The sequence below is a fragment of the Rufibacter roseus genome, from assembly GCF_001647285.1.
Classification (GTDB): Bacteria; Bacteroidota; Bacteroidia; order Cytophagales; family Hymenobacteraceae; genus Nibribacter; species Nibribacter roseus.
In genome coordinates this window covers 284966-305445 of sequence record NZ_LRML01000002.1, presented here as the reverse complement: position 1 = coordinate 305445, position 20480 = coordinate 284966, and the positions used below count along the sequence as shown (strand labels likewise).

Annotated in this window: 15 protein-coding genes; 8 read left to right on the top strand and 7 right to left on the bottom strand. The window is 45.2% G+C overall.

Features of this window, described 5'->3' with window-relative positions:
• The first annotated feature begins 45 nt into the window (after nt 1–45).
• Nucleotides 46–1920, top strand: a complete 1875-nt coding sequence (locus A8O23_RS03210) for a PAS domain-containing sensor histidine kinase (protein ID WP_082882881.1) — start codon at nt 46–48, stop codon at nt 1918–1920.
• Nucleotides 1917–2327, top strand: a complete 411-nt coding sequence (locus tag A8O23_RS03205) for a response regulator (protein ID WP_066616452.1) — start codon at nt 1917–1919, stop codon at nt 2325–2327. Before A8O23_RS03210 ends, A8O23_RS03205 begins: the two co-directional genes overlap by 4 nt.
• A gap of 164 nt (nt 2328–2491) precedes the next feature.
• Here A8O23_RS03205 and A8O23_RS03200 read toward each other — a convergent pair whose 3' ends face one another.
• Nucleotides 2492–2773: a sll1863 family stress response protein gene (locus tag A8O23_RS03200; RefSeq protein ID WP_239693319.1), complete on the bottom strand. Its 282-nt coding sequence runs from the start codon at nt 2771–2773 to the stop codon at nt 2492–2494.
• 153 nt (nt 2774–2926) lie between these two features.
• Here A8O23_RS03200 and A8O23_RS03195 point away from each other — a divergent pair, with 153 nt between their 5' ends.
• The 3 genes from A8O23_RS03195 to A8O23_RS03185 all read left to right on the top strand — a co-directional run bounded on the left by A8O23_RS03195 (nt 2927) and on the right by A8O23_RS03185 (nt 8210).
• Complete coding sequence (locus tag A8O23_RS03195) at nt 2927–4750, top strand: TrkH family potassium uptake protein (RefSeq protein ID WP_082882880.1); 1824 nt, start codon at nt 2927–2929, stop codon at nt 4748–4750.
• A 9-nt stretch (nt 4751–4759) separates the two neighbouring features.
• On the top strand, nt 4760–5446 hold the full coding sequence (locus tag A8O23_RS03190; protein WP_066616444.1) for a potassium channel family protein: 687 nt from the start codon (nt 4760–4762) through the stop codon (nt 5444–5446).
• 358 nt (nt 5447–5804) lie between these two features.
• Entirely contained in the window at nt 5805–8210 is a 2406-nt protein-coding gene (locus tag A8O23_RS03185) for an endonuclease MutS2 (protein ID WP_066616440.1), read from the top strand.
• Nucleotides 8211–8324: 114 nt separating this feature from the next.
• On the opposite strand, the gene murB is transcribed toward A8O23_RS03185, so the two are convergent.
• On the bottom strand, nt 8325–9344 hold the full coding sequence (gene murB / locus A8O23_RS03180) for a UDP-N-acetylmuramate dehydrogenase (RefSeq protein ID WP_066616438.1): 1020 nt from the start codon (nt 9342–9344) through the stop codon (nt 8325–8327).
• 260 nt (nt 9345–9604) lie between these two features.
• Between murB and A8O23_RS03175 the strand changes: the two genes are divergently transcribed.
• The 3 genes from A8O23_RS03175 (at nt 9605) to A8O23_RS03165 (ending at nt 12324) form a co-directional block, all read left to right on the top strand.
• Nucleotides 9605–10789: a THUMP domain-containing class I SAM-dependent RNA methyltransferase gene (locus A8O23_RS03175; RefSeq protein ID WP_066616436.1), complete on the top strand. Its 1185-nt coding sequence runs from the start codon at nt 9605–9607 to the stop codon at nt 10787–10789.
• A gap of 73 nt (nt 10790–10862) precedes the next feature.
• On the top strand, nt 10863–11285 hold the full coding sequence (locus A8O23_RS03170; protein WP_066616434.1) for a DoxX family protein: 423 nt from the start codon (nt 10863–10865) through the stop codon (nt 11283–11285).
• A 79-nt stretch (nt 11286–11364) separates the two neighbouring features.
• The gene (locus A8O23_RS03165; protein WP_204377669.1) at nt 11365–12324 is read left to right on the top strand and encodes an alpha/beta hydrolase; all 960 of its coding nucleotides are present in this window, start codon (nt 11365–11367) and stop codon (nt 12322–12324) included.
• A gap of 60 nt (nt 12325–12384) precedes the next feature.
• Here the strand turns inward: A8O23_RS03165 and A8O23_RS03160 are convergent, their stop codons facing one another.
• The 5 genes from A8O23_RS03160 to A8O23_RS03140 all read right to left on the bottom strand — a co-directional run bounded on the left by A8O23_RS03160 (nt 12385) and on the right by A8O23_RS03140 (nt 20479).
• Nucleotides 12385–13209: a DUF4349 domain-containing protein gene (locus A8O23_RS03160; RefSeq protein WP_082882879.1), complete on the bottom strand. Its 825-nt coding sequence runs from the start codon at nt 13207–13209 to the stop codon at nt 12385–12387.
• A gap of 187 nt (nt 13210–13396) precedes the next feature.
• Nucleotides 13397–14701: a UDP-N-acetylglucosamine 1-carboxyvinyltransferase gene (gene murA, locus A8O23_RS03155; protein ID WP_066616420.1), complete on the bottom strand. Its 1305-nt coding sequence runs from the start codon at nt 14699–14701 to the stop codon at nt 13397–13399.
• 6 nt (nt 14702–14707) lie between these two features.
• Nucleotides 14708–15361 carry a DUF4290 domain-containing protein gene (locus tag A8O23_RS03150; RefSeq protein ID WP_066616416.1) on the bottom strand — a complete coding sequence of 218 codons (654 nt, stop codon included), beginning with the start codon at nt 15359–15361 and terminating at the stop codon, nt 14708–14710.
• A 186-nt stretch (nt 15362–15547) separates the two neighbouring features.
• Nucleotides 15548–17785: an ATP-dependent helicase gene (locus A8O23_RS03145; protein WP_066616413.1), complete on the bottom strand. Its 2238-nt coding sequence runs from the start codon at nt 17783–17785 to the stop codon at nt 15548–15550.
• A 219-nt stretch (nt 17786–18004) separates the two neighbouring features.
• Nucleotides 18005–20479: a hypothetical protein gene (locus A8O23_RS03140; protein ID WP_082882878.1), complete on the bottom strand. Its 2475-nt coding sequence runs from the start codon at nt 20477–20479 to the stop codon at nt 18005–18007.
• Nucleotide 20480 lies beyond the last annotated feature (1 nt).

Here is a 20480-nt window from a genome sequence, read left to right as displayed (position 1 = left end):
ATACCCCTAAAAGGCTATTTAAATAGAATCATTAAAAGATTTGTAATGATGATACCTAAAAAGGGATCTGGAGACCAACTGTCGGTGCAGGGAAATAGCCACGAGGGATATTACAGAATTTTATTTGAGAACAATCCCTTGCCCATGTGGGTGTTTGCTACTCACAACCTCCGGTTTTTGATGGTGAACGAGGCTGCGGTGAAGTTGTACGGTTATAGCAGAGAGGAATTTATGCAGATGACCATCAAAGACATCAGGCGCTCTTCTGATGTCGCAGACCTGATGGAGATGGTCAATTCTGACCGAGATGATTTTAATCAATCAGGGGAGTGGACCCACCTGAAGAAAGATGGTACTCTTATGCATGTTGAAGTTGATTCTCATGTATTGCCAGAGGTAGAGGGTATAGCTAGGCGCCTGGTGGTGGTACATGACATCACCGCCAGAGTAATAGCTGAAACGAAGCTGAAAGAGGCTGAGGCTATGGCCAGTTCTATTCTGCAGAATATCGTAGAAATAGTTTTCTCGTTCAATGAGAAAATGGAAATGACCTATGTAAGTCCGCAGTGCTACGCTACCCTAGGTTATAGGCCGGAGCAGTTTTACCAAGACAAGTATTTGTGGTTCAACATTGTTCATCCGGAAGACCGCAAACTATTTGAAATTGCCTTGCCCCAATTAAAGAAAACAGGAGAGCAGATGCAGATAGAGTACCGGGTCATGACTGCTGCCGGAGAAGAGCGATGGGCCATTACCCGTTGTACGGCTACTCTAGACGAAAACGGTAAAATGATCAGAATGGATGGCAGCGCACATGACATTACTGAACAAAAGCAAACCCAAGAGCGCCTGAAATTTGCCGATTTTTCTATTGAGAGAGCCTCTGAAGCCTTTATATGGGTAAGGTCTGATGCTCAGGTAATGCGGGTGAACAGGGCTGCCTGCACCATGTTGGGGTATTCAGAGGAAGAGTTTCTGAAACTTAAAGTTTTTGACTTCAATACAAACTTTTTCTCTGAAAATTGGGGAGAACATTGGCAAGCCTTAGAAGAGGCTAAAAGCCTTGTGTTCGAAAGTTCTCTCAAAAGCAAAGATGGACAGATTCGTCCTGTAGAAATTCAATTAAACTATTTCACCTTCAATAATGAGGCCTATAGCTTCAGCTCAATAAGAGATATAACTGATCGTAAAAAGGTAGAAGGTGAAAAAGAAAATTTAACGGAAGAAACAATCAGGCAGAATGAGCATCTGCAGCAATTTGCTTATATAGTATCACATAACTTAAGAGCTCCGGTGGCTAATATTGTTGGCCTCCTTAGCTTGTACAATTATAAAGATGCCTCTGATCCACTCAACCAGATGCTGGTAAACAAGTTGGAGCGGACAAGCCACCGTTTAGATGCAACAATAAAGGACCTGAACGAGATTTTAACTATCAGAAACACTTCAAACCAAGACCTGGAGGAAGTAAGTTTAGAAACGGTGCTGGCGGAGGTCCAGGAAGAGTTGGGGCCGGAGTTAAGCAGGAGCGAAGCAACCATCAAGGCAAATTTTAGCGGCGGCTCAACAGTTCTTGGAGTGAAAGGATATATAAATAGTATTTTTTTTAACTTGACCTCCAATGCGATAAAGTATCGTGCACCAGATAGGAATTTGGAAATTCATATTTATACCGTATTTTCAAACGACGTTTTATGTCTGCATTACCAAGACAATGGCTTGGGCATAGATTTAGCAAAGCAACGCCAGAAGTTATTTGGTTTGTACCGCCGGTTTCATCCTCACATTGAAGGGAAGGGATTAGGCCTGCACATGACCAAAATACAGATAGAAAGCATTGGCGGAAGAATAGAGGTAGACAGTACCGTAAACGTAGGAACCACATTCAAAGTATTTTTTCAAGTACCGGCAAAGAAATGAGTAAGTACCAGAAGGTTTTTTTGATAGATGATGATGAGATCCACAATTTCTTATGTGAGAGTGTCATCAGGAATCATCAGTTTGCTTCATCAGTTTCTAGCTTTCTTTGGGCAGAAGAGGCTCTAGAGGCATTAACAAAAATAACGGAGCAAGACCCAGCTGGCTTTCCGGAAATTATTTTCCTGGACATTAACATGCCGGGTATGGACGGTTGGGAGTTTATAGAGGAATATAAGAAGCTACCCAATGAGCTGACCCAGAACTGTCTGTTGTTCGTGCTTTCCTCGGCGGTAGATAAGAATGATATCACACATGCCCGTAACTTGTCAGAGGTGTCAGACTTCTTCTCTAAGCCCCTCACTACAGATATTTTGAACATTATTTCAGAACACTATACCGCCACTTAATACAGGGTAGATAGATAAAAACGGTACAGGCTGTGGGTTACTCACCAGCCTGTACCGTTTTTTTATTCGCAGAATTGTTGTGTTTTTTTGTACAGTAGAACTACACCAGCTTAATGTTGAAGCTCTGGCAGGTGCATTTTAGCCTTGTTTTAGAAAAACCAGTGCTAAAACATCTTTTTGATACTCTCGCCTAAATCATCAATGCTGTTTTTGATTTCTTTCCATGTCCCTTCATTCGCACTGGAGGTATCGTTCAGCTTGCCCGCAATCAAAGCACGTTTGGCTTCAAGGGCGGCAATGTGCTCATGGTAGGTATTGTTTGAATCAGCAGTGGTGGCGTTGGCTCTACCTTGCAGTACCTTTATTTTATTATCTAACTCCTCCAGGCTTTGCCTTATCTCTTTCTCATTTAAGTGCTGAGGAGCCCGCATATTTTCTGGTTTCATGTTATAGGTATCCATAGTAGTCGTTTTTGGGTTATCATTAATATTTAAGTACTTTGGCGCGCCAAAAATGTTCTGAATTTAACTGCTCCAGAATATTGAAGTAGGAAATGCTTAGGAGCGAAAGATTACGTCAGAACATGGTATTACGCACGCATGAAACAACAGAAGGGCAATTTCTCTAAAAAGTTTTGGCAGGAAGATTTCCCTGGCTTACCAGTAGTCACAAAATGGTTAGATAACTTTCTGCTAAACTTAAGTGGGGTAGGCCTGCTGGTTTTTATTTATGATATAGGTTTTGAGCATGCTGCTTATGAGCCTCCAATCCTGCTTTTTTTCTACAATTTCTTGTTTGGTGCTGTTCTTCTGAGCCTAGGTATACGCACTTGGCTCATGCTGAAAAATAAACACCGGCATCCGTCGCTAATTTTTGAAGGACTGCTCTTGGGATTTATGCTGGTAGCGGTAGTGGCCCGCGTTATTCTACGGTACAAAATAACCAGTGCCAGTACACTCTTGCGTGTATTTGAAGCAAATGAGTTGATCTACGGAATTATCTTTTATGTCTTTTTTGTAGAGTTCTCTAAGAAAACGCTGCTGTTTTATAGATCTAGTTACCACCCGGCGCAGCTTTTTGTCCTCAGCTTTTTGGTTTTAATTGCCATAGGCACAGGTTTACTGCTATTGCCACAGGCAACGTATGTTCCAATTAGTTTTATTGATGCCTTGTTTACCTCTACAAGTGCCGTATGCGTAACGGGCCTTATTACCTTAGACACGGCTACTGTCTTTACACCCACAGGTAAAGTCATTATTCTTATTCTCATCCAGGTTGGAGCTTTGGGTATTATGACCTTTGCCAGTTTTTTCGGCATTTTCTTTCAGGGTTCTTCGCTCAAAAGTTCTTTGTTTATGAAAGACTGGATAAACGAAGAAAACCTAAGCCAAATAACCCGCACCCTCTTTAAAATAGTAAGTATCTCCTTAGGCATAGAAATGCTGGGAGCAGTTTTAGTTTATTTTTCCATAAGTAGTTTGCCACCGGACATTATTCCGGACCGGCTAAGCTTTTCTGTTTTTCACTCTATCTCTGCCTTCTGCAACGCCGGCTTTTCTACTTTAAGTTTAGGTTTGTATGACCCAGCTATCAGGTTTAACTATAACATGCAGCTGGTGTTGGCCTTCTTGATTATTATGGGTGGTTTAGGCTTTCCTATAGTGTTTCAATTATACCGGAGCGGCCGCCAGACTGTAAAGCAATTCTTCTATGGTTTTGTAAACAAGAAAATGGTAAAACACCCGCCCAGACTATTTAATGTAAATACGAGGCTGGTAGGTATCACTACCTTTATATTATTGGCGGCGGGTATGTTTTTATATTTTATTCTGGAATATAACAACACCTTGGCAGAGCATTCGCTGACCGGAAAAATAGTGGGAGCTTTCTTTGGGGCAGTGACACCCCGTACCGCCGGATTCAATACGGTAGATATGGCCTCTCTCTCAGCTCCAACTGTTTTGCTGTACCTGTTGCTGATGTGGATTGGCGCCTCTCCGGCCTCAGTAGGGGGTGGTATCAAAACCACCACGTTCGCCGTGGCAATGCTTAATATATTCAGTCTGGCACGTGGAAAAGACCGTGTGGAGGTGTTCAGGCGCGAAATTGAGGCGGAGACGGTACAAAAAGCGTTTGCCATAGTTTTACTTTCTTTGTTAGTTATTGGGCTTTCAGTCTTTCTTATCACCGTGTTTGACCCAGAGCTTGACTTGTCGGCTGTTGCGTTTGAAAGTTTCTCTGGGTTTAGTACTGTAGGCCTTTCATTAGGCATAACGCCTTCTTTAAGCACACCAAGTAAGTTTGTCATGGTTATAACCATGTTTTTAGGTAGAGTTGGTACACTTACTTTGATTATTGGGCTTTTCCGGCAGGTAGCTTCATTGCGCTACAGGTATCCTAAAGAAACCATTATCATTACTTAACATCAAATTATGCGCTATATAGTTGTAGGTCTGGGGTATTTTGGATCATCTCTGTCTATTAGATTAACTGAAATGGGACACGAAGTAATAGCCGTGGACCTTAATATGCACAAGGTAGAACAGTACAAAAACAGGGTTACCCACACGGTAAGTCTCGACGCTAGCGATATTCAGTCCCTTTCTACATTACCCATTGCCGAAACAGACATTGTGATTGTGGGGATTGGGGAAGACTTCGGGGCTTCGGTTATGGCTACGGCAATATTCAAGCAGCTAGGAGCGAAGCGACTTATGAGCCGGGCCATCTCACCCCTTCACCAGACGGTACTGGAAGCCATTGGGGTGCATGAAATTATCAGACCTGAGCAGGAAAGTGCTGAGCGATTGGCCAAAAAGCTGGAAATGCGTGGAGTAATCGATTCATTTGACCTGGCTGAAGATTACAACATCATTGAAGCCACCGTGCCTGCGCGGTATGTGGGGAAAACCATTGCCCAATCTAACTTCAGGGAAAAATATCAAGTGAACGTGCTTACCATTCTCCGTCACAAAGAAAGCCGCAATATATTCGGGAATAAACAGCTGAAACCATCTGTACTTGGGGTGGTAAGTGGCGATACCATCTTTGAAGAAGGCGACATTTTAGTAGTGTTCGGGAAAATACAAGACATTGACCGCCTGTTGCACGAAAGATAAAAGTGGTGGCAGATACTGTTATGGGGTAGGAAGGTGCTTTTGCATTGTCCAGCCTAACTTCTCTTGATCAGGGTTTTTCTTTTTTTTGCTGAAAGATTTTTGATGAGTCTTTTCTTAAAGAGGTGTTCAGAAGGTGAGCAATTTGTGAATCTTAATTGATGGTAAAGTAAGATCAAAGAAGGAGTTTCTTTATTTTAAAAATTATGTTAAGCAATAGTAAATCCGTGTAGAAATATCCTCCAGAGAAGGAACAACAAGTAGAATCACGATGTTCTAAAATGCTACACAATCCTCTACAAGTATTTTATTAAGCTTAGGGGTGGCTTGTAGTTTATCAACTAGAAAAGAAAAAGTAAGATTGATATATCCAGTAAATTTTGAACAGAAAATAGGTTTTGGTCAGATAAGAGAAATGCTGGCCGATGCCTGTTTAAGTCCGTTGGGGCGGAAGTTTGTGCAGCGGGTACAGTTTCTGGATCGGTTTGATCTGGTGCAGCGCCTGTTGCAACAAGCCGATGAATTTGCACAAATTTTGCGCTCCGGCGAAGATTTCCCTTCCAGCTATTACTTTGATGTAACCGAACACCTAAACCGAGCTGCCCTTGAAGGAGCATTTCTGGAGGTGCGGGGCGTGTATGAAATTAAAATGTCGCTGCGGGCTATCCGGCAGGCGCTGGGCTTTTTTGTAGAGTCTGAGGAAGGAGCCTTCCCGGCACTAAAAGCCTTGACGAAAGACGTGGAAGTAGACCGCCAGCTGGTGGCTGCTTTGGAGAAATTGGTTGACGACAGCGGCAATGTGAAAGATGATGCCTCGCCTGAGCTACAGCGGGTTAGGCGTGACCTGATTGGGCAGCAAACCCAATTGCGGAAGCAGATCAGCAGTATCATGCGCCACGCCAAAAACGAAGGCTGGACACCTTCTGATGCGGAACCAACCGTACGGGGAGGCCGCTTGGTTATACCCGTTATTGCAGAGTACAAGCGCCGCATAAAAGGTCTTATTCACGACGAATCTGCAACTGGACAAACCGTTTATCTGGAGCCGGAAAGTGTATTTGAACTGAACAATGACATTAAGGATCTGGAAAACGCTTACCACCGTGAGCTAATACGGTTACTGACGGCGGTAACAAATCAGGTGCGGCACCACTTGCCCGAACTGAAAAGAGCCTACCAGTTCCTTGCTTTGTTAGATTTTATCAGGGCCAAAGCAGTATTAGCGAACAGACTGGGAGCAGTAATGCCTACGCTGCACAAGCAGCCCCTAATCAAATGGAAAGGAGCCAGACACCCAATTTTGCACCTAACGCTGCAGGCTCAGGGGAAAAAGGCGGTTCCTCTGAACTTAGATCTAAACCCTGAGCAGCGCATTCTTCTTATTTCTGGGCCTAACGCCGGAGGTAAATCGGTGGCTATGAAAACGGTAGGGCTGTTGCAGTACATGCTGCAGTGCGGTCTGTTGATTCCGGTGGCCGAGGGCTCTGAAGCTGGTTTGTTCGAAGACGTTTTCCTGGACATGGGCGATGAGCAATCTATTGAAAACGACTTGAGCACCTATAGTTCTCACTTGCAGAACATGAAGCAGTTTCTGCTGTTTTCCGGCAAGAAGTCTCTGGTGCTGATAGATGAGTTTGGAACCGGAACGGAGCCTGTGCTAGGTGGGGCTATAGCAGAATCTGTTTTAGGGCAGCTGCACCAGCAGCGAGTGTATGGCGTGATCACCACTCACTACACTAACCTTAAAAACTTTGCTGAACACACCTCGGGCATTGTGAACGGGGCCATGCGGTACAATCCTGCAGAACTGCAGCCGCTGTACCAGTTGGAAATAGGCAAACCGGGTTCTTCGTTTGCCTTGGAGATTGCCCGTAAAATTGGCCTCCCAAAAAACATCATTGAGAAAGCAGGTACGTTGGTGGGGAAAGAAAAAATCAGGTATGACAAGTTGCTGGAACAGCTGGAGCAGGAAAAAACCGACTTTGAGAGACGAAATGCCACCGTTGCCAAACAGGAACGGAAGCTACAGAAAGCAGTAGAAGAATACACCGCCCTGAAGCAGCACCTGGAAGACAGCAAGCAAGACATTATCCGGACGGCCAAAGGTCAGGCTAAGCTTTTGTTGAAAGATGCGAACCAGCAGATTGAGAGCACCATTGAGCAGATCAAGCGGAGCCAGGCGGATAAGGAACAAACCAAGGCGGCTCGCCAGCAGTTAGATGAGTTCAAAGAAAAATTGACTCCTGAGCCAAAACCAGTCATCAGGCGCAACGGAACGGTACCAACCGGACCTCTGCAAGTAGGCGAGAAAGTAACGGTGGAAGGCCAAGACTCGGTAGGGGAGTTGCTGGCTATCAAAGGCAAAACCGCTGAGGTAAGTTTTGGAGGCTTGAAAACCATTGTGAAGCTGGAGAAACTGGAACGTCCAGATCCAAACATGGTGCGAGAGAAAGCGAAGAAAGACAAAGAAACTGCTAATGCTGCACCTTCCAGAGGACTTGATGTTACCCAGCGTATGGCTGATTTTGTGCATTCTTTGGACGTGCGCGGGAAATATGCCGAAGATGCACTAACTACAGTCATGAACTTTATGGATGATGCCATAATGCTGGGTATACCGGAGGTGAAGATCATCCATGGCCGTGGCAGCGGTGTTTTAAAACAAATGATTAGAGATTACGTGCGGACCCTACGGGAAGTAGCCAGCGTGAGTGATGAGCACATTGAGCGTGGCGGCGACGGAGCATCAGTCATTGTGCTAAAGTAGTACTTGTTTTAGGGTTATTTTCTTTAAAAGAGCCCTAAAACACGATGTAAAACAAAAGCACCAGCCCCAGGGCTGGTGCTTTTGTTTTATAAAAAGTCTTAGTTTTAAATTAGGTTAAATGATATTCACCTCGGGGGTGAGCGCAATACCAAACTTCTCCTGCACAGATCTTATCACTTCAAAAGCAAGCTCTTTCACTTCGTTTCCGGTGGCGCCGCCATAATTCACCAGTACCAAGGCCTGATCTTTGTGTACTCCATGCTGGCCTAAAACTTTGCCCTTCCAGCCACACTGCTCTATTAACCAGCCAGCCGGTACTTTCACCGCTTGCTCACTTACTGGGTAACCCGGCATGGCCGGATACTGCTGTTTCAGTTGCTCAAACTGATGAACAGGAATTTCTGGGTTCTTGAAAAAAGAGCCAGCGTTGCCTATTTTGGACGGATCAGGTAGTTTGCTTCTCCGGATATGACACACGGCCTCACTAATTGACTTTAAACTCAGTTCTTTTACCTGCTGTTCGGCCAAGGTGTCTTTAATAGCACCATAGGAAGTGTTGTACTGATGCAGCTCTTTGGTAAGCTGTAGTGTGACCGAGGTGACAATGTATTTCCCTTTTGCCTCGCGTTTAAATACACTTTCGCGGTAGCCAAAGCCGCATTGCTCCCGGTTGAAAGTCACAAGGTTTCCAGTGGCAATTTCTAATGCTTCTAGTGAATGAAACGTGTCTTTCAACTCAACTCCGTATGCTCCAATGTTTTGTAAGGGAGCGGCGCCAACGGTGCCCGGAATCAACGAGAGGTTTTCAATTCCACCTAAATTCTGCTCAATGGTGAAAAGTACTAAATCGTGCCAGGTTTCTCCGCTGCCGGCCCTTACAAACACGTGGCCATCAGTAGCCGGTGCTATGTCAATGCCCTTTATGCGGTTAAGTAAAACAGCAGCCTCTACATCTTGGGTAAACAACACGTTGCTACCGCCGCCTAAAATAAGCAGGGGGAGCAACTTTACTTCAGGGTGCTGCAGCAGTTCCCGTAGTTCTTCCACCGATGTAAACTGAGCCAGAACGGCTGCTTTGGCATCAATCCCGAAGGTGTTATAGGCTTTTAAAGAGGCATTTTTATGTAATTCCATGCGCGGGTCTGAGGGCGTGAATTTTATTTGGTAAAAGTACGAAAGAAAGCTAAGTCTGCATGAAGCCACTGAGTGTACTACATAAATGCGAAAAACTAGACGAAGGTGTTTTGGGCTCATTTTTCATAAAACAGCTCCAAAACGCTAATCAGCAGAGGCAGAATTAAACTGATTACTGCACTTGCCCATATTTTTCGCCAAATTGCAGCTTCAAACAAACGGGAGCCGTTTGTGCTTTTTATCACCTTACTTATTTTGCCATGGCCGCACCAAAATCATCTGCCAACTTTAACATGACCGCCACCACTTTAGCAGGACTGGAGGAGGTACTGGCCCAGGAGCTGGAAGACTTAGGAGCGAAGTATGTGAAGGTGGGCACGCGGGCGGTGACCTTTAGCGGAAACCAGTATCTGTTGTACCAAGCCAACTTGTGGTGCCGCACCGCCATCCGTATTTTAAAACCTTTCGCGCAGTTTAAAGCTCGTGATGAGAAGGAGCTGTACCTGAAGGTGCGCGAGCAGGACTGGAGCAAGTACCTGACCAACAGCATGACCTTCGCCATAAATGCGGTAGTGTCACGTTCTACTTTTGAGCACTCGCTGTTTGTTTCGCAGTTGGCCAAAGATGCCATTGTTGATCAGTTCCGCGACAAAACTGGCCAACGCCCCAGCGTTGACGTCACCACTCCTGATGTGCGTATTAACCTGCACATGCACGAGAATATTGTGACATTGGCGCTAGATGCGTCGGGAGATTCTTTGCACCGCCGGGGGTACCGTCAGCAAACCAACGTGGCGCCTTTAAATGAGGTGCTTGCTGCCGGAATATTATACCTGAGCGGTTGGGATAAAAAGACTCCGCTCTACGACCCCATGTGCGGTTCAGGTACCCTTCTGATTGAAGCGGCCCTCATGGCCCATAACATTGCCCCCGGCATGTACCGCCGTGATTACGGCTTCATGCGTTGGCCCGATTATGATGCTGATCTATACAAGCGGGTATATCAAGATGCCTTAGATCAGGAAAACACAGACTCAGAAGTTAAGATTTACGGTTCTGATGTAGACCCAGACTTTGTGGAGGCAACTCAGCTGAACCTTGAGTATGCTGAGATTGAACAATATGTGCAGCCTCCGCAGGTGCAAGATTTTAAAACCGCCACCAAGCCTGAGGAAGAAGGCCTTTTGATTATGAATCCGCCTTACGGGGAGAGAATTGGCCGTGAAACCGAAATGGAGGCGCTTTACCAAATGATTGGTGACTCGCTCAAAACTAATTTCCAGAACTGGGAGGCATATGTTTTCACAGGAAACTTAGAGGCTGCCAAGAGAATAGGACTGAAACCATCGCGCCGGATTCCGCTTTATAACGGTCCTATTGAGTGCCGCCTGTTTAAGTATGAATTGTATAGAGGAAGCCGTAGAGAGAAGGAATCTTCACAGTAGAACAGTTCATCAAAATTCCTGTAACCTTTGCCCTGTTAATTAGAGTAAGCTATATATAGCCTTTTCTAATTATATGTTCCGAAAACTACTCTCCACAGACCGCGACAGTGCCACTATTTTAATCAGATTAATGGTAGGGGTAGTGTTTCTGTCTGAGGGAGTTCAGAAGTTTTTGTTCCCAGACGACAGGGGAGTGGGGCGCTTTGAGAAGCTGGGTTTGCCTGAACCCGAAATGCTGGGTAATCTGGTTGGGTTTATAGAGATCAACTGCGGCTTTCTCATTCTGGTGGGGCTGGTGACCCGTTTGGCCGCTGCTCCACTAATAATTATCATGCTATCCGCTTTTTTAGCCACTAAAGTAGAAATTCTGGCTGACCAAGGAGTTTGGGAGATGCTGCATGCCAGCCGAACAGACTGGGCTATGTTGTTAGGTTCTATCTTCCTGCTTATTAAAGGCGGCGGTCGCTGGTCAACTGATAGACTCTTGGTGAAGTGATTTTTTTATATTTCTTAAAACGTTTTAAGGCTGATTTAAAAACAGGTCAAAAAAGTTATCTTGTGCAAAAGCCCTGTAAGTGCCTGCCTTTCATTTACGCCCACGAAAACCCATTAAACTAGTTTCCGTTGCTCTGGTGTGCCTTTTTTTGGTGATGAATGTATTGGCTGCGTTTCATGCCTATACCTTTACTCATTTCTCTTCTTCAGCAACCGCTAAAACGAACAGCAACCAAGATTTTACCCTTGCCCAGAAAGCAGGTATTCTTCTATTTGGGGTCAGCAATCCTAGACCTGAGAATTCAACCTTACCAGAAGCTCCTTTTGAGCTTGTTTCTTTGCCTGCTGCTGTGCCCATTGAGGCGTGGTTTATTCCAACTGAAAATGCTAGGGGGACGGTCATTCTTTGCCACGGCTATGGCGGTGAGAAGTCATCCATGCTTGACAAAGCCAATATCTTCAGGAGTTTGGGATACAACACTTTTCTGATGGACTTTAGAGGGGCAGGCAATTCTGGCGGAAACCAAACCACCATAGGTTACAAAGAAGCACAGGAAGTGAAGTTGGCTTTGGAGTATTGCCGGAACAGGGGAGAAGAACGGCTGATTCTGTTCGGGACTTCTATGGGAGCGGTAGCCATTATGCACGCTTTACAAGATCCATCAGTACGTGTGGACGGAATTATTCTGGAGTGCCCGTACGGGTCTGTGCTACAGACTGTGCAGAACAGGTTCAAGATGATGGGGGTACCTATGTTTCCTATGGCTTACTTGCTTACATTTTGGGGAGGTGCCTTGAACGGCTTCAATGCTTTTTCCCATGTGCCATCAGAGTATGCCGCGTCTATTCAAGTGCCTACCTTATTGCTGTATGGTGAAAAAGATTCTAAAGTAACTTACCAGGAGACCGAGGAAATATTTAGAAATTTAAGAGGCCCCAAAAACCTAAGGACCTATCCGGACGCAGGACATGAGAACTATCTACTCAGGTACGAAGGAGAGTGGACTGCAGACGTCAAAGGGTTTTTAAGTCAATATTAAAAGCCCTCTGTTTTAGGCCTGATTTTCTAAAAGCAGGCCTAAACAGAGGGCAGAGAAAAATCAAACAAGCTTCCTTCGTCGCATAAGAAAGTACGCCCCTGCCCCAATAATCAAAATTGGCCATACATAGAACAAACCTACGATTAATGAGAGCATCAATTGCCAACCTGTGTTCATAGCATCTAAAACACGGTAAAAAAAGCTGGGAGCGGTAGGCACACTGATGGGCAAAGGCTGGTAAATGTGCAAATGAATAGTGCTGTAGGCGGTTTGGTTCTGGAGGTAACGCAGGCGGGCATCGGTTCTTTCAATGTCCTCTCGTATTGCCTGAATCTGTTCTTCCACTTTCATAATTTCCTCCATGTTTTTGGCTTCTCTGAGCAAACCCATATATCGCTGTTCCACCGCACGTTTCGCCTGAAGGCGGGCCTGCAAATCAACATACTCCAGTCCAACATCTTCTGTAGAGACAGACCGCTCATCTAGCTGCACACTTTCTTTCTGTAGCTGACGGAGTAGGGGCAAGAACTGAGCAGGTTTTACCCTTATCACAAAGTCTGTTTCCTGAGCATAATCATTCTGGGTTTGTGTGGAGCTGGTGAGCATAGCCCCTAATTTTTCTACCATGCCCTCAATCCGTTGCGTGCTGGTTTCAAGATCCTTTACCTGAAACTTTACATTCGCCTGCCTGATGACATGATCTTGGGGAAGAGGATCAGTTGTGGCTTTGTTTTTAGTGGCTGCTTTTGCGACCATATCTTCAGAAACAGGTGCATGTGCGGTTGACTCTACGGTGTGAGAAGACTCCTTGGCCGAGCATGCGCTTAGTAAATTGATAAGCACAAAAACAGATAATATAACACGAAGAGAAAGGGGCGTTTTCATAGGCTCTCATAGTTTGGTGTACTTATTAATGCGTTGCAACACAAGAAGGTAACCCAATCAATGCGTGAGCGTCGGTTCCTGTTTTAGGGCTATTTTCATGAAAAGAGGTCAAAAACAGGCTGTAATGGCAAAAAAAGAAGGGCCTCCAACGGAGGCCCTTCTTTTAAATCTTGTACGATGCTAGTGATTATATACGATTGATCTGTGCGCCTAGGGCATTTAAGCGGCCATCAATGTTCTGGTAGCCACGGTCAATCTGCTCAATGTTATGAATCACGCTGCGGCCTTCGGCAGAGAGAGCTGCCATGAGCAAGGCTACACCGGCACGAATATCCGGTGAGGTCATGGAAATTCCGCGTAGTGGCATTTGTTTGTTCAAACCAATCACTGTGGCGCGGTGAGGATCACAAAGGATAATCTGTGCTCCCATGTCAATCAGTTTATCTACGAAGAACAGGCGGCTCTCAAACATTTTCTGGTGTATTAGCACTGTTCCCTTTGCCTGTGTAGCTACCACTAACGCAATGCTTAGCAAATCTGGGGTAAAGCCTGGCCAGGTATGGTCAGACACCGTTAAGATACTGCCGTCAATGTAGGTATCTACCTCGTAGCGGTCGTGTGCCGGAATAAAGATATCGTCACCATGGAACTCCATCTTTATACCTAAACGGCGGAATGTGTCTGGTATCAGCCCCAATTCTCTTATTTGGGCGTCTTTGATGGTGATCTCTGATCCTGTCATACCCGCCAAACCAATGAAAGAGCCAATCTCAATCATATCAGGTAGCATGCGGTGCTCCGTGCCTCCTAACTGCTCCACGCCTTCAATGCGCAGCAGGTTAGAACCTATACCGGTGATTTTGGCCCCCATGCGGTTCAGCATTTTGCAAAGCTGCTGTAAGTAAGGCTCACAGGCAGCATTGTAGATGGTGGTGATGCCTTCAGCCATTACGGCGGCCATGACAATATTTGCCGTACCGGTTACTGATGCCTCATCTAACAACATGTACGTTCCTTTCAGGTTCTTGCCCTCCAGGTGAAAGAAGCTGTCGTTAGAGTCATAAGTAAACGTAGCACCCAACTTCACGAAAGCCTCAAAGTGGGTATCTAACCGGCGGCGGCCTATTTTATCGCCCCCTGGCTTTGGTAGTTTAGCCGTTCCGAAACGAGCCAATAACGGCCCCAGAATCATAACGGAACCACGAATAGCACGCGCCTGCTCTACAAATTTTGGAGAGGTAAGATAATCAAGGTTTACGTTCTCAGCCTTGAAGATGTAGGTATCCGGAGCAGTTTGCTCTATTTCAACGCCCATGTCACGCAGCAGCTCAATGAGCTTATTCACGTCCCGTATGTTGGGTATGTTGGAGATTATAACCGGCTCAGCGGTCAGGAGTACCGCACAAAGAATTTGCAGCGCCTCGTTTTTTGCTCCCTGCGGGATAATTTCGCCTTTTAATGGTTGGCCACCAATTACTTCAAAAGAAGCCATTTGCTTTTATTTATTCTTACCTCTGTTTTGATTCTTGTTGTTCTGGTTGTTTTTGTACTTCTGGTTAGAACCATGGCTGTTGCCAGGACCCTGCGAAGTTTTAACAGCACTTTCAAACAAATTCCCTTTCTCTAGCAAAGCTGCATCAAGGTCAAGTTCACCTTTAGACAAATCACGGATGTTTTCCAGAATGACATTGTCAGTAACGCTGTCTTTGTTGTAGGTGCGGTACAAAACCTTCATAAGCTTGCCAATGGAGATAATGGCAGCTTCTCGCTCTTGTGGGTCAGTTATACCTTTTGCCTTGTCTATGAGACGCTCCAGATTTGTGCCGTAGTGTTTATACTTAGGGTTCTGACTTGGATACTCCACCGTTTGGGGCTTATCGTTCAGGTACTCCATGGCACTAAGTTGAAACGGAGTATCAACGTCCAGTTGGTTATCTGACATCACATATAAGTGATTCCAGAGGGTTTGCTGGGCATCTTGAACGTCTTTCACATTTGGGTTGAGCCTACCCATGAGGTTCACCAGCAGCTGTGCCAGTTGGGTGCGCTTGTTGCGGTCTTCAACTGTTAAAATGTACTGTACAATGTTCTGCACATTACGGCCGTACTCCCGCAGTAAAAGCTCTTGTTTGAAAGTGGAACTAGCTACCATGCTATGGATATGTGTTGCTGTGTCAAAATTAGAAATTTATATTGGATAGACGTAAGACACAAGACGTAAGACACAAGATTTTTCCAACTCCCAAGCACATATTTATGTTTATAGCCTGATTTCAGAAAAACAGGCTATAAACATAAATATGTGCTCTTTCATCTTGTGTCTTACGTCTTGTGTCTTCTAAACGTGTATACGTAGCTTAGCAAAGCTCAGGAGCAGGGTTTTCTCACCAACACCTTCAAACTCTATAATGGCCTTGGTTGAGTTACCTTGGGTGTCCATTTTAGTAACTTTGCCAAACCCGAACTTAGGATGCTCTACGCGCATACCGGCCTGTAGGTTAGAAGTATCACTGGGGGTGAAGTCTGCCGGAGGGGTGTAATTGGGGGCTGCGGCAGGCTTTTTAGCTGGAGTTATGAGCTGCGCCGCTGGTGTTTTCCGCTGCAACACTTTCTCAAAAACCGGACGCTCTTCGCCAAATTTGAAGTTCAGGTATTTAGGATCTATCTCATCAATAAACCGGCTCTTCTCGCAGGCGCGGAGGTTTCCCCACTGGTAACGGCTGGTGGCGTAGGAGAGGGTCAGCTTCTTCTCTGCACGGGTAATGGCAACGTAGAATAGACGGCGTTCTTCCTCCAGATCGGCACGGCTTTGCAGCATCATCTGGCTCGGGAACAGGTTTTCCTCCATACCTACAATAAATACGTTGCGAAACTCAAGACCCTTGGCCGAGTGAATGGTCATCATGGTTACAAACTCACCTTCTTCTTCTTTTTTGGTATCAGCATCAGTGAGCAGGGCTATGTCTTGCAGGAAAGAAGCCAAAGATTGGTCTTCTTTTTCCGGGTCATCCACAAATTCTTTGATAGCGTTCAATAGCTCCTGAATGTTCTCGTAACGCGCTAGCCCCTCCACTGATTTATCGGCATACAAGTCATCAACCAGACCAGAGTGTTTGGCAATATACGTGGCGGCTTCAAAGGCATCTTTCTGCTCGGCCATCACAGCAAAACTCTTGATCTTGGTGGCGAAGTCATTGATGGCGGCACCGGCTCTTCCTCCTACCACCTGAGTGGCGTTGCTTACAATTTCCCAAAGCGAATGATCGTACTCATTGGCCGTGACAATCAGCTTTTCTACGGTGGTGTCACCAATACCGCGCTTGGGGTAATTGATGACACGGCGCAGCGCCTGCTCATCGTTGTGGTTAATGGCCAGGCGCAGGTATGAAATCAGATCCTTTATCTCCTTGCGTTGGTAGAACGATAGCCCGCCCACAATGCGGTACTTAATGTTCATTTTACGCAGCGCCTCTTCCATAGCACGGCTTTGGGCGTTGGTGCGGTACAATATCGCAAAGTCCTCATAAGAGAGGTGTTGGTTCATCTTCTCCTCAAAGATTGCGTGTGCCACCAGCTTGCCTTCCTCATTGTCTGAGCTGGCTTTGATCACGTCAATTAGCTGGCCTTCTTCGTTTTCAGAGAAAACGTTTTTGCGCAGCTGAGCTTTGTTGTTTTTTATAACAGAGTTGGCCGCCTCTACAATGTGTTGGGTGGAGCGATAGTTCTGCTCCAGTTTGAAAACCGCCAGCTCAGGGTAGTCACGCTCAAAGTTGAGGATATTCTGAATATCGGCTCCGCGGAAGGCGTAGATACTTTGGGCGTCATCACCTACCACGCAAATGTTCCGGTCTTTGGCGGCCAGTTTGCGGGTAATCAGGTACTGGCTGTAGTTCGTATCCTGGTACTCATCAACCATTACGTACTTGAAAATGTGCTGGTATTTATTCAGCACATCTACATGGTCGCGGAACAAGACATTGGTATTAAACAACAAATCATCAAAATCCATGGCGCCAGCTTTAAAACAGCGTTCGGCATATACTTTAAATATCTGCCCGATTTTTGGCCGCAGTGCCGCCTCGTCATCTGCCTGAATAGCAGGGTCTCGTAAGTATTGAGCCACAGAGATCAATTTGTTTTTTGCAGCAGAGATGCGACCTAAAACCAAGTTTGCCTTGTATAGCTTATCGTCCAGGTTCATTTCCTTCACAATATTCCGGATCAAGGTCTTAGAGTCGTCGGAATCATAGATTGTAAAGTGGCTGGGGTACCCAATTTTTTGGGCCTCGGCACGTAATATGCGGGAGAAAACAGAGTGGAAGGTACCCATCCAAAGATTCTTAGCCTCAGCGCCCACTACTTTTTCAATACGGCCGCGCATTTCTTTGGCGGCTTTGTTTGTAAAGGTGAGGGAGAGGATGTTGAACGGATCAACCCCTTTCTCCAGCAAGTGGGCGATACGGTAGGTCAGCACCCGGGTCTTTCCCGAGCCGGCACCCGCAATGATCATGCAGGGGCCTTCAGTATTTAAAACAGCTGCTCGCTGTGATTCATTCAGAAGTTTCAGGTAATCCATGCGCACTAAGGTTCTTTCTACAGAGGGATTACAAAATTAAGCAATTATGCCCGAATTCTTAGAAGCCTGAGCGGCTGTTGACCTGTATTAACATTGTATAATTTCTGAAGGAGTGTATTTTACATTATTTAAGTCTATTGAAGGGAAAACAGTTAAAAGAAAACGCCATTATAATTAGTTTTTAAGGGCTTTTCTGAAGCATTAAACTATTGGTTGGTACTATAGAGGTTTTTTTACTTGAAACGTAAAGGTTTTGCTGCCGGGTAGACCATTCTTAGTTAATCCTTGTACCACAACGGTGAAAGTTCCCGGTAAATCTGCCGTAAAGAACTCCACACTCGTTTTTCCGTCTTTGTCTGTATGCAGCGTAGAATTCCAGTAAAGAAGATTCCGCAGGTCAGGCAGCCTGCTGAGTCTCTGAGCTTCTGTTTCATAGATAGGGGCATAAAATTCACGCTGTAACTGTAGCCCCTCGTATTCCTGTAGCAAAGCTCGGGTATCTATCTGAAAACCTGCTAAATCTCCTTTGTAAGTGGTATAACTCACCACGCCGTTTGAAGCCATTGTGCCCGTGTAGTAATTACTAGTCATTACATCCAGTTTTTGAATTTTCAAGGGATCAAACCCCATGATTTTGTTAATATCAAAAACAGGTACGCCATCTAGCAGCACCAGCGGATTGTCCTCGAAAAATAAATCGTGCTGTCTGTTCATTACCCTAAAATGGAAACCATCACGCCGGGCTCTCACCATTACCCCAGAAACATATTCCCTCATCACTTCCTCCATGGTTTTGAACCGGATATAGTCATCTTGAAAATACTGCTGGTTTGGCCTGCCATAAAAAGGTATAGTGTCAGTGACAGGAGCATTGAAACGATTCAAGTAAGATTCAAAGTAAATATTCTGCGCCTGAACATCTAAATGTCGATGAGAAACTGCATTTCCTAATGTTTCAGATAAATTGAAGAAAGGCAGCTGCACAGCAGTGTATTTTTCAGAAAAAGGACTTAACAGTTGCAGATGGTAAGTGCTGTCTCTGAGAAAATTAGTTTGTACTACCACTTCCTTTGTGCCATAAAAGTCTTTTACATCAAAAAGAACAGATCCGCTTTCAGTGCTAATACTGTTGTAAAAACGAATGCTTCTACTTGGCGAAGAAAGATATGTTCTTATGCCCACTGCAGGCCTACCTGTATTTTTATGGGTCACTTTTCCGTAGATCAAATGCCCGTTGAATTCAGGAAGGTGAGGCAGCTTCAAGGGTTCAGAGGAAAGAACATCATCCCATTTAAACCTGCTCCAGCCGTGGGTAAGCATTAAGTTATCAAATGCCTCTTCTGCCTGTGGGTCTGTTAGGTTAAAATAAGAGGCCGCGTTTTCAACGGTTCCTTTTAAATCAGAGTTGAGCCATAAGTAAGATTTAATATCTGCTAAGTCAGTAGCTTCCAAACTGTCGGCCCTGAAAACAGCCATAGATAGGTTGGCTGCTACCGCCGTGCCTGCTGTTACTTCAGCAGACAAGCTGGCTATTACTTTTTCTCTGGCACCAAACTGGGTGTTAGAAAGAGTTGCTTCAATTTCTAGTTGTTGTTTAGGGCGGGTAAAGTACAGGCGTTCGCTTACTGGTTTTCTAACGCCATTGAAAACCGTGAAGTGGGTTATTCCTGCCGGAAGTGAGTCTTTTTGGACAGAGAAAAATGCTTTACCATTGGCCATGATAGCCGTTGCCGCAACAGTTACCTGCTGGCGGGTGTGTCCCAACAGGAAAATTTGTTCTGGCTGTTGGTAAGTGGCTTGGGCAGTAATCAATAATTCGCCTGGTTTAGACTCTGTAAATTGCACGCTATACCCATCCCCTTGTATAGCAGGAAGCTTTTGGCGCGTCACTTTACCGCCGGCATATTGAAGTATTGCCGTATACTCTTCAGTGGCGCTAGGAGTGAAGACGAAGTTTCCAATGCCAAGCATGGTAGGCGAAAAACTGGTGATTTCATTACCAGCTTTATCAATTAGCTTACCTTGAAAGCCAACTCCTTTCCCTGTTTTTGTATTGGTAGCTTTGAAAGCAACCTTAGCAGGTATGCCATTGATCAAACTACCACCTTCCGGGAAAAACTGAATGGCATATGCTGCAGTATCATCTAAAGGCTTTAGGCCTAATTTCTGGAAAGTGTTGATAACCGTGACAGGCTGCTCAAAGTAGAAGTTTGGGCTAAAGTTCTTCATCCAGTTGGTGTACGCTCTCACTTTGTAATTACCAGACTTCAAGCTGACAGGTAGTACAAAAGAGCCACTGCCCGACCCATTCTTGAGTGCTACTTTTGCTTGCTGAACCGGTATGTTATCAGCGTCTAGCACTTCAACATAAGCAACTTTGCTGAGATCAAAGGGGTGGTGATAGGTACCATCTACATTATACACTTTGAACCACATAACGTCACCGCAGACGTAGGAAGGCCGGTCTAGGTGCAAGAAGATTTTTTCTGATACAGCTTGCTTGCTGAATTCTTTGAATTCAGCCAAAACATTGGGTAATGATCCGTTTTGAGCAGCTGCATGGCCTGCAGTAAAGTAAGCCAGCATCAGCCCTAACATTACTTTAACACTGTTTGCCTTCACAAGCTTTTGGAGGATGAAAGACCAGTAGAAATATAGTAGGGCAGGCTGATTAATAGAATTGTTATCTCTCATT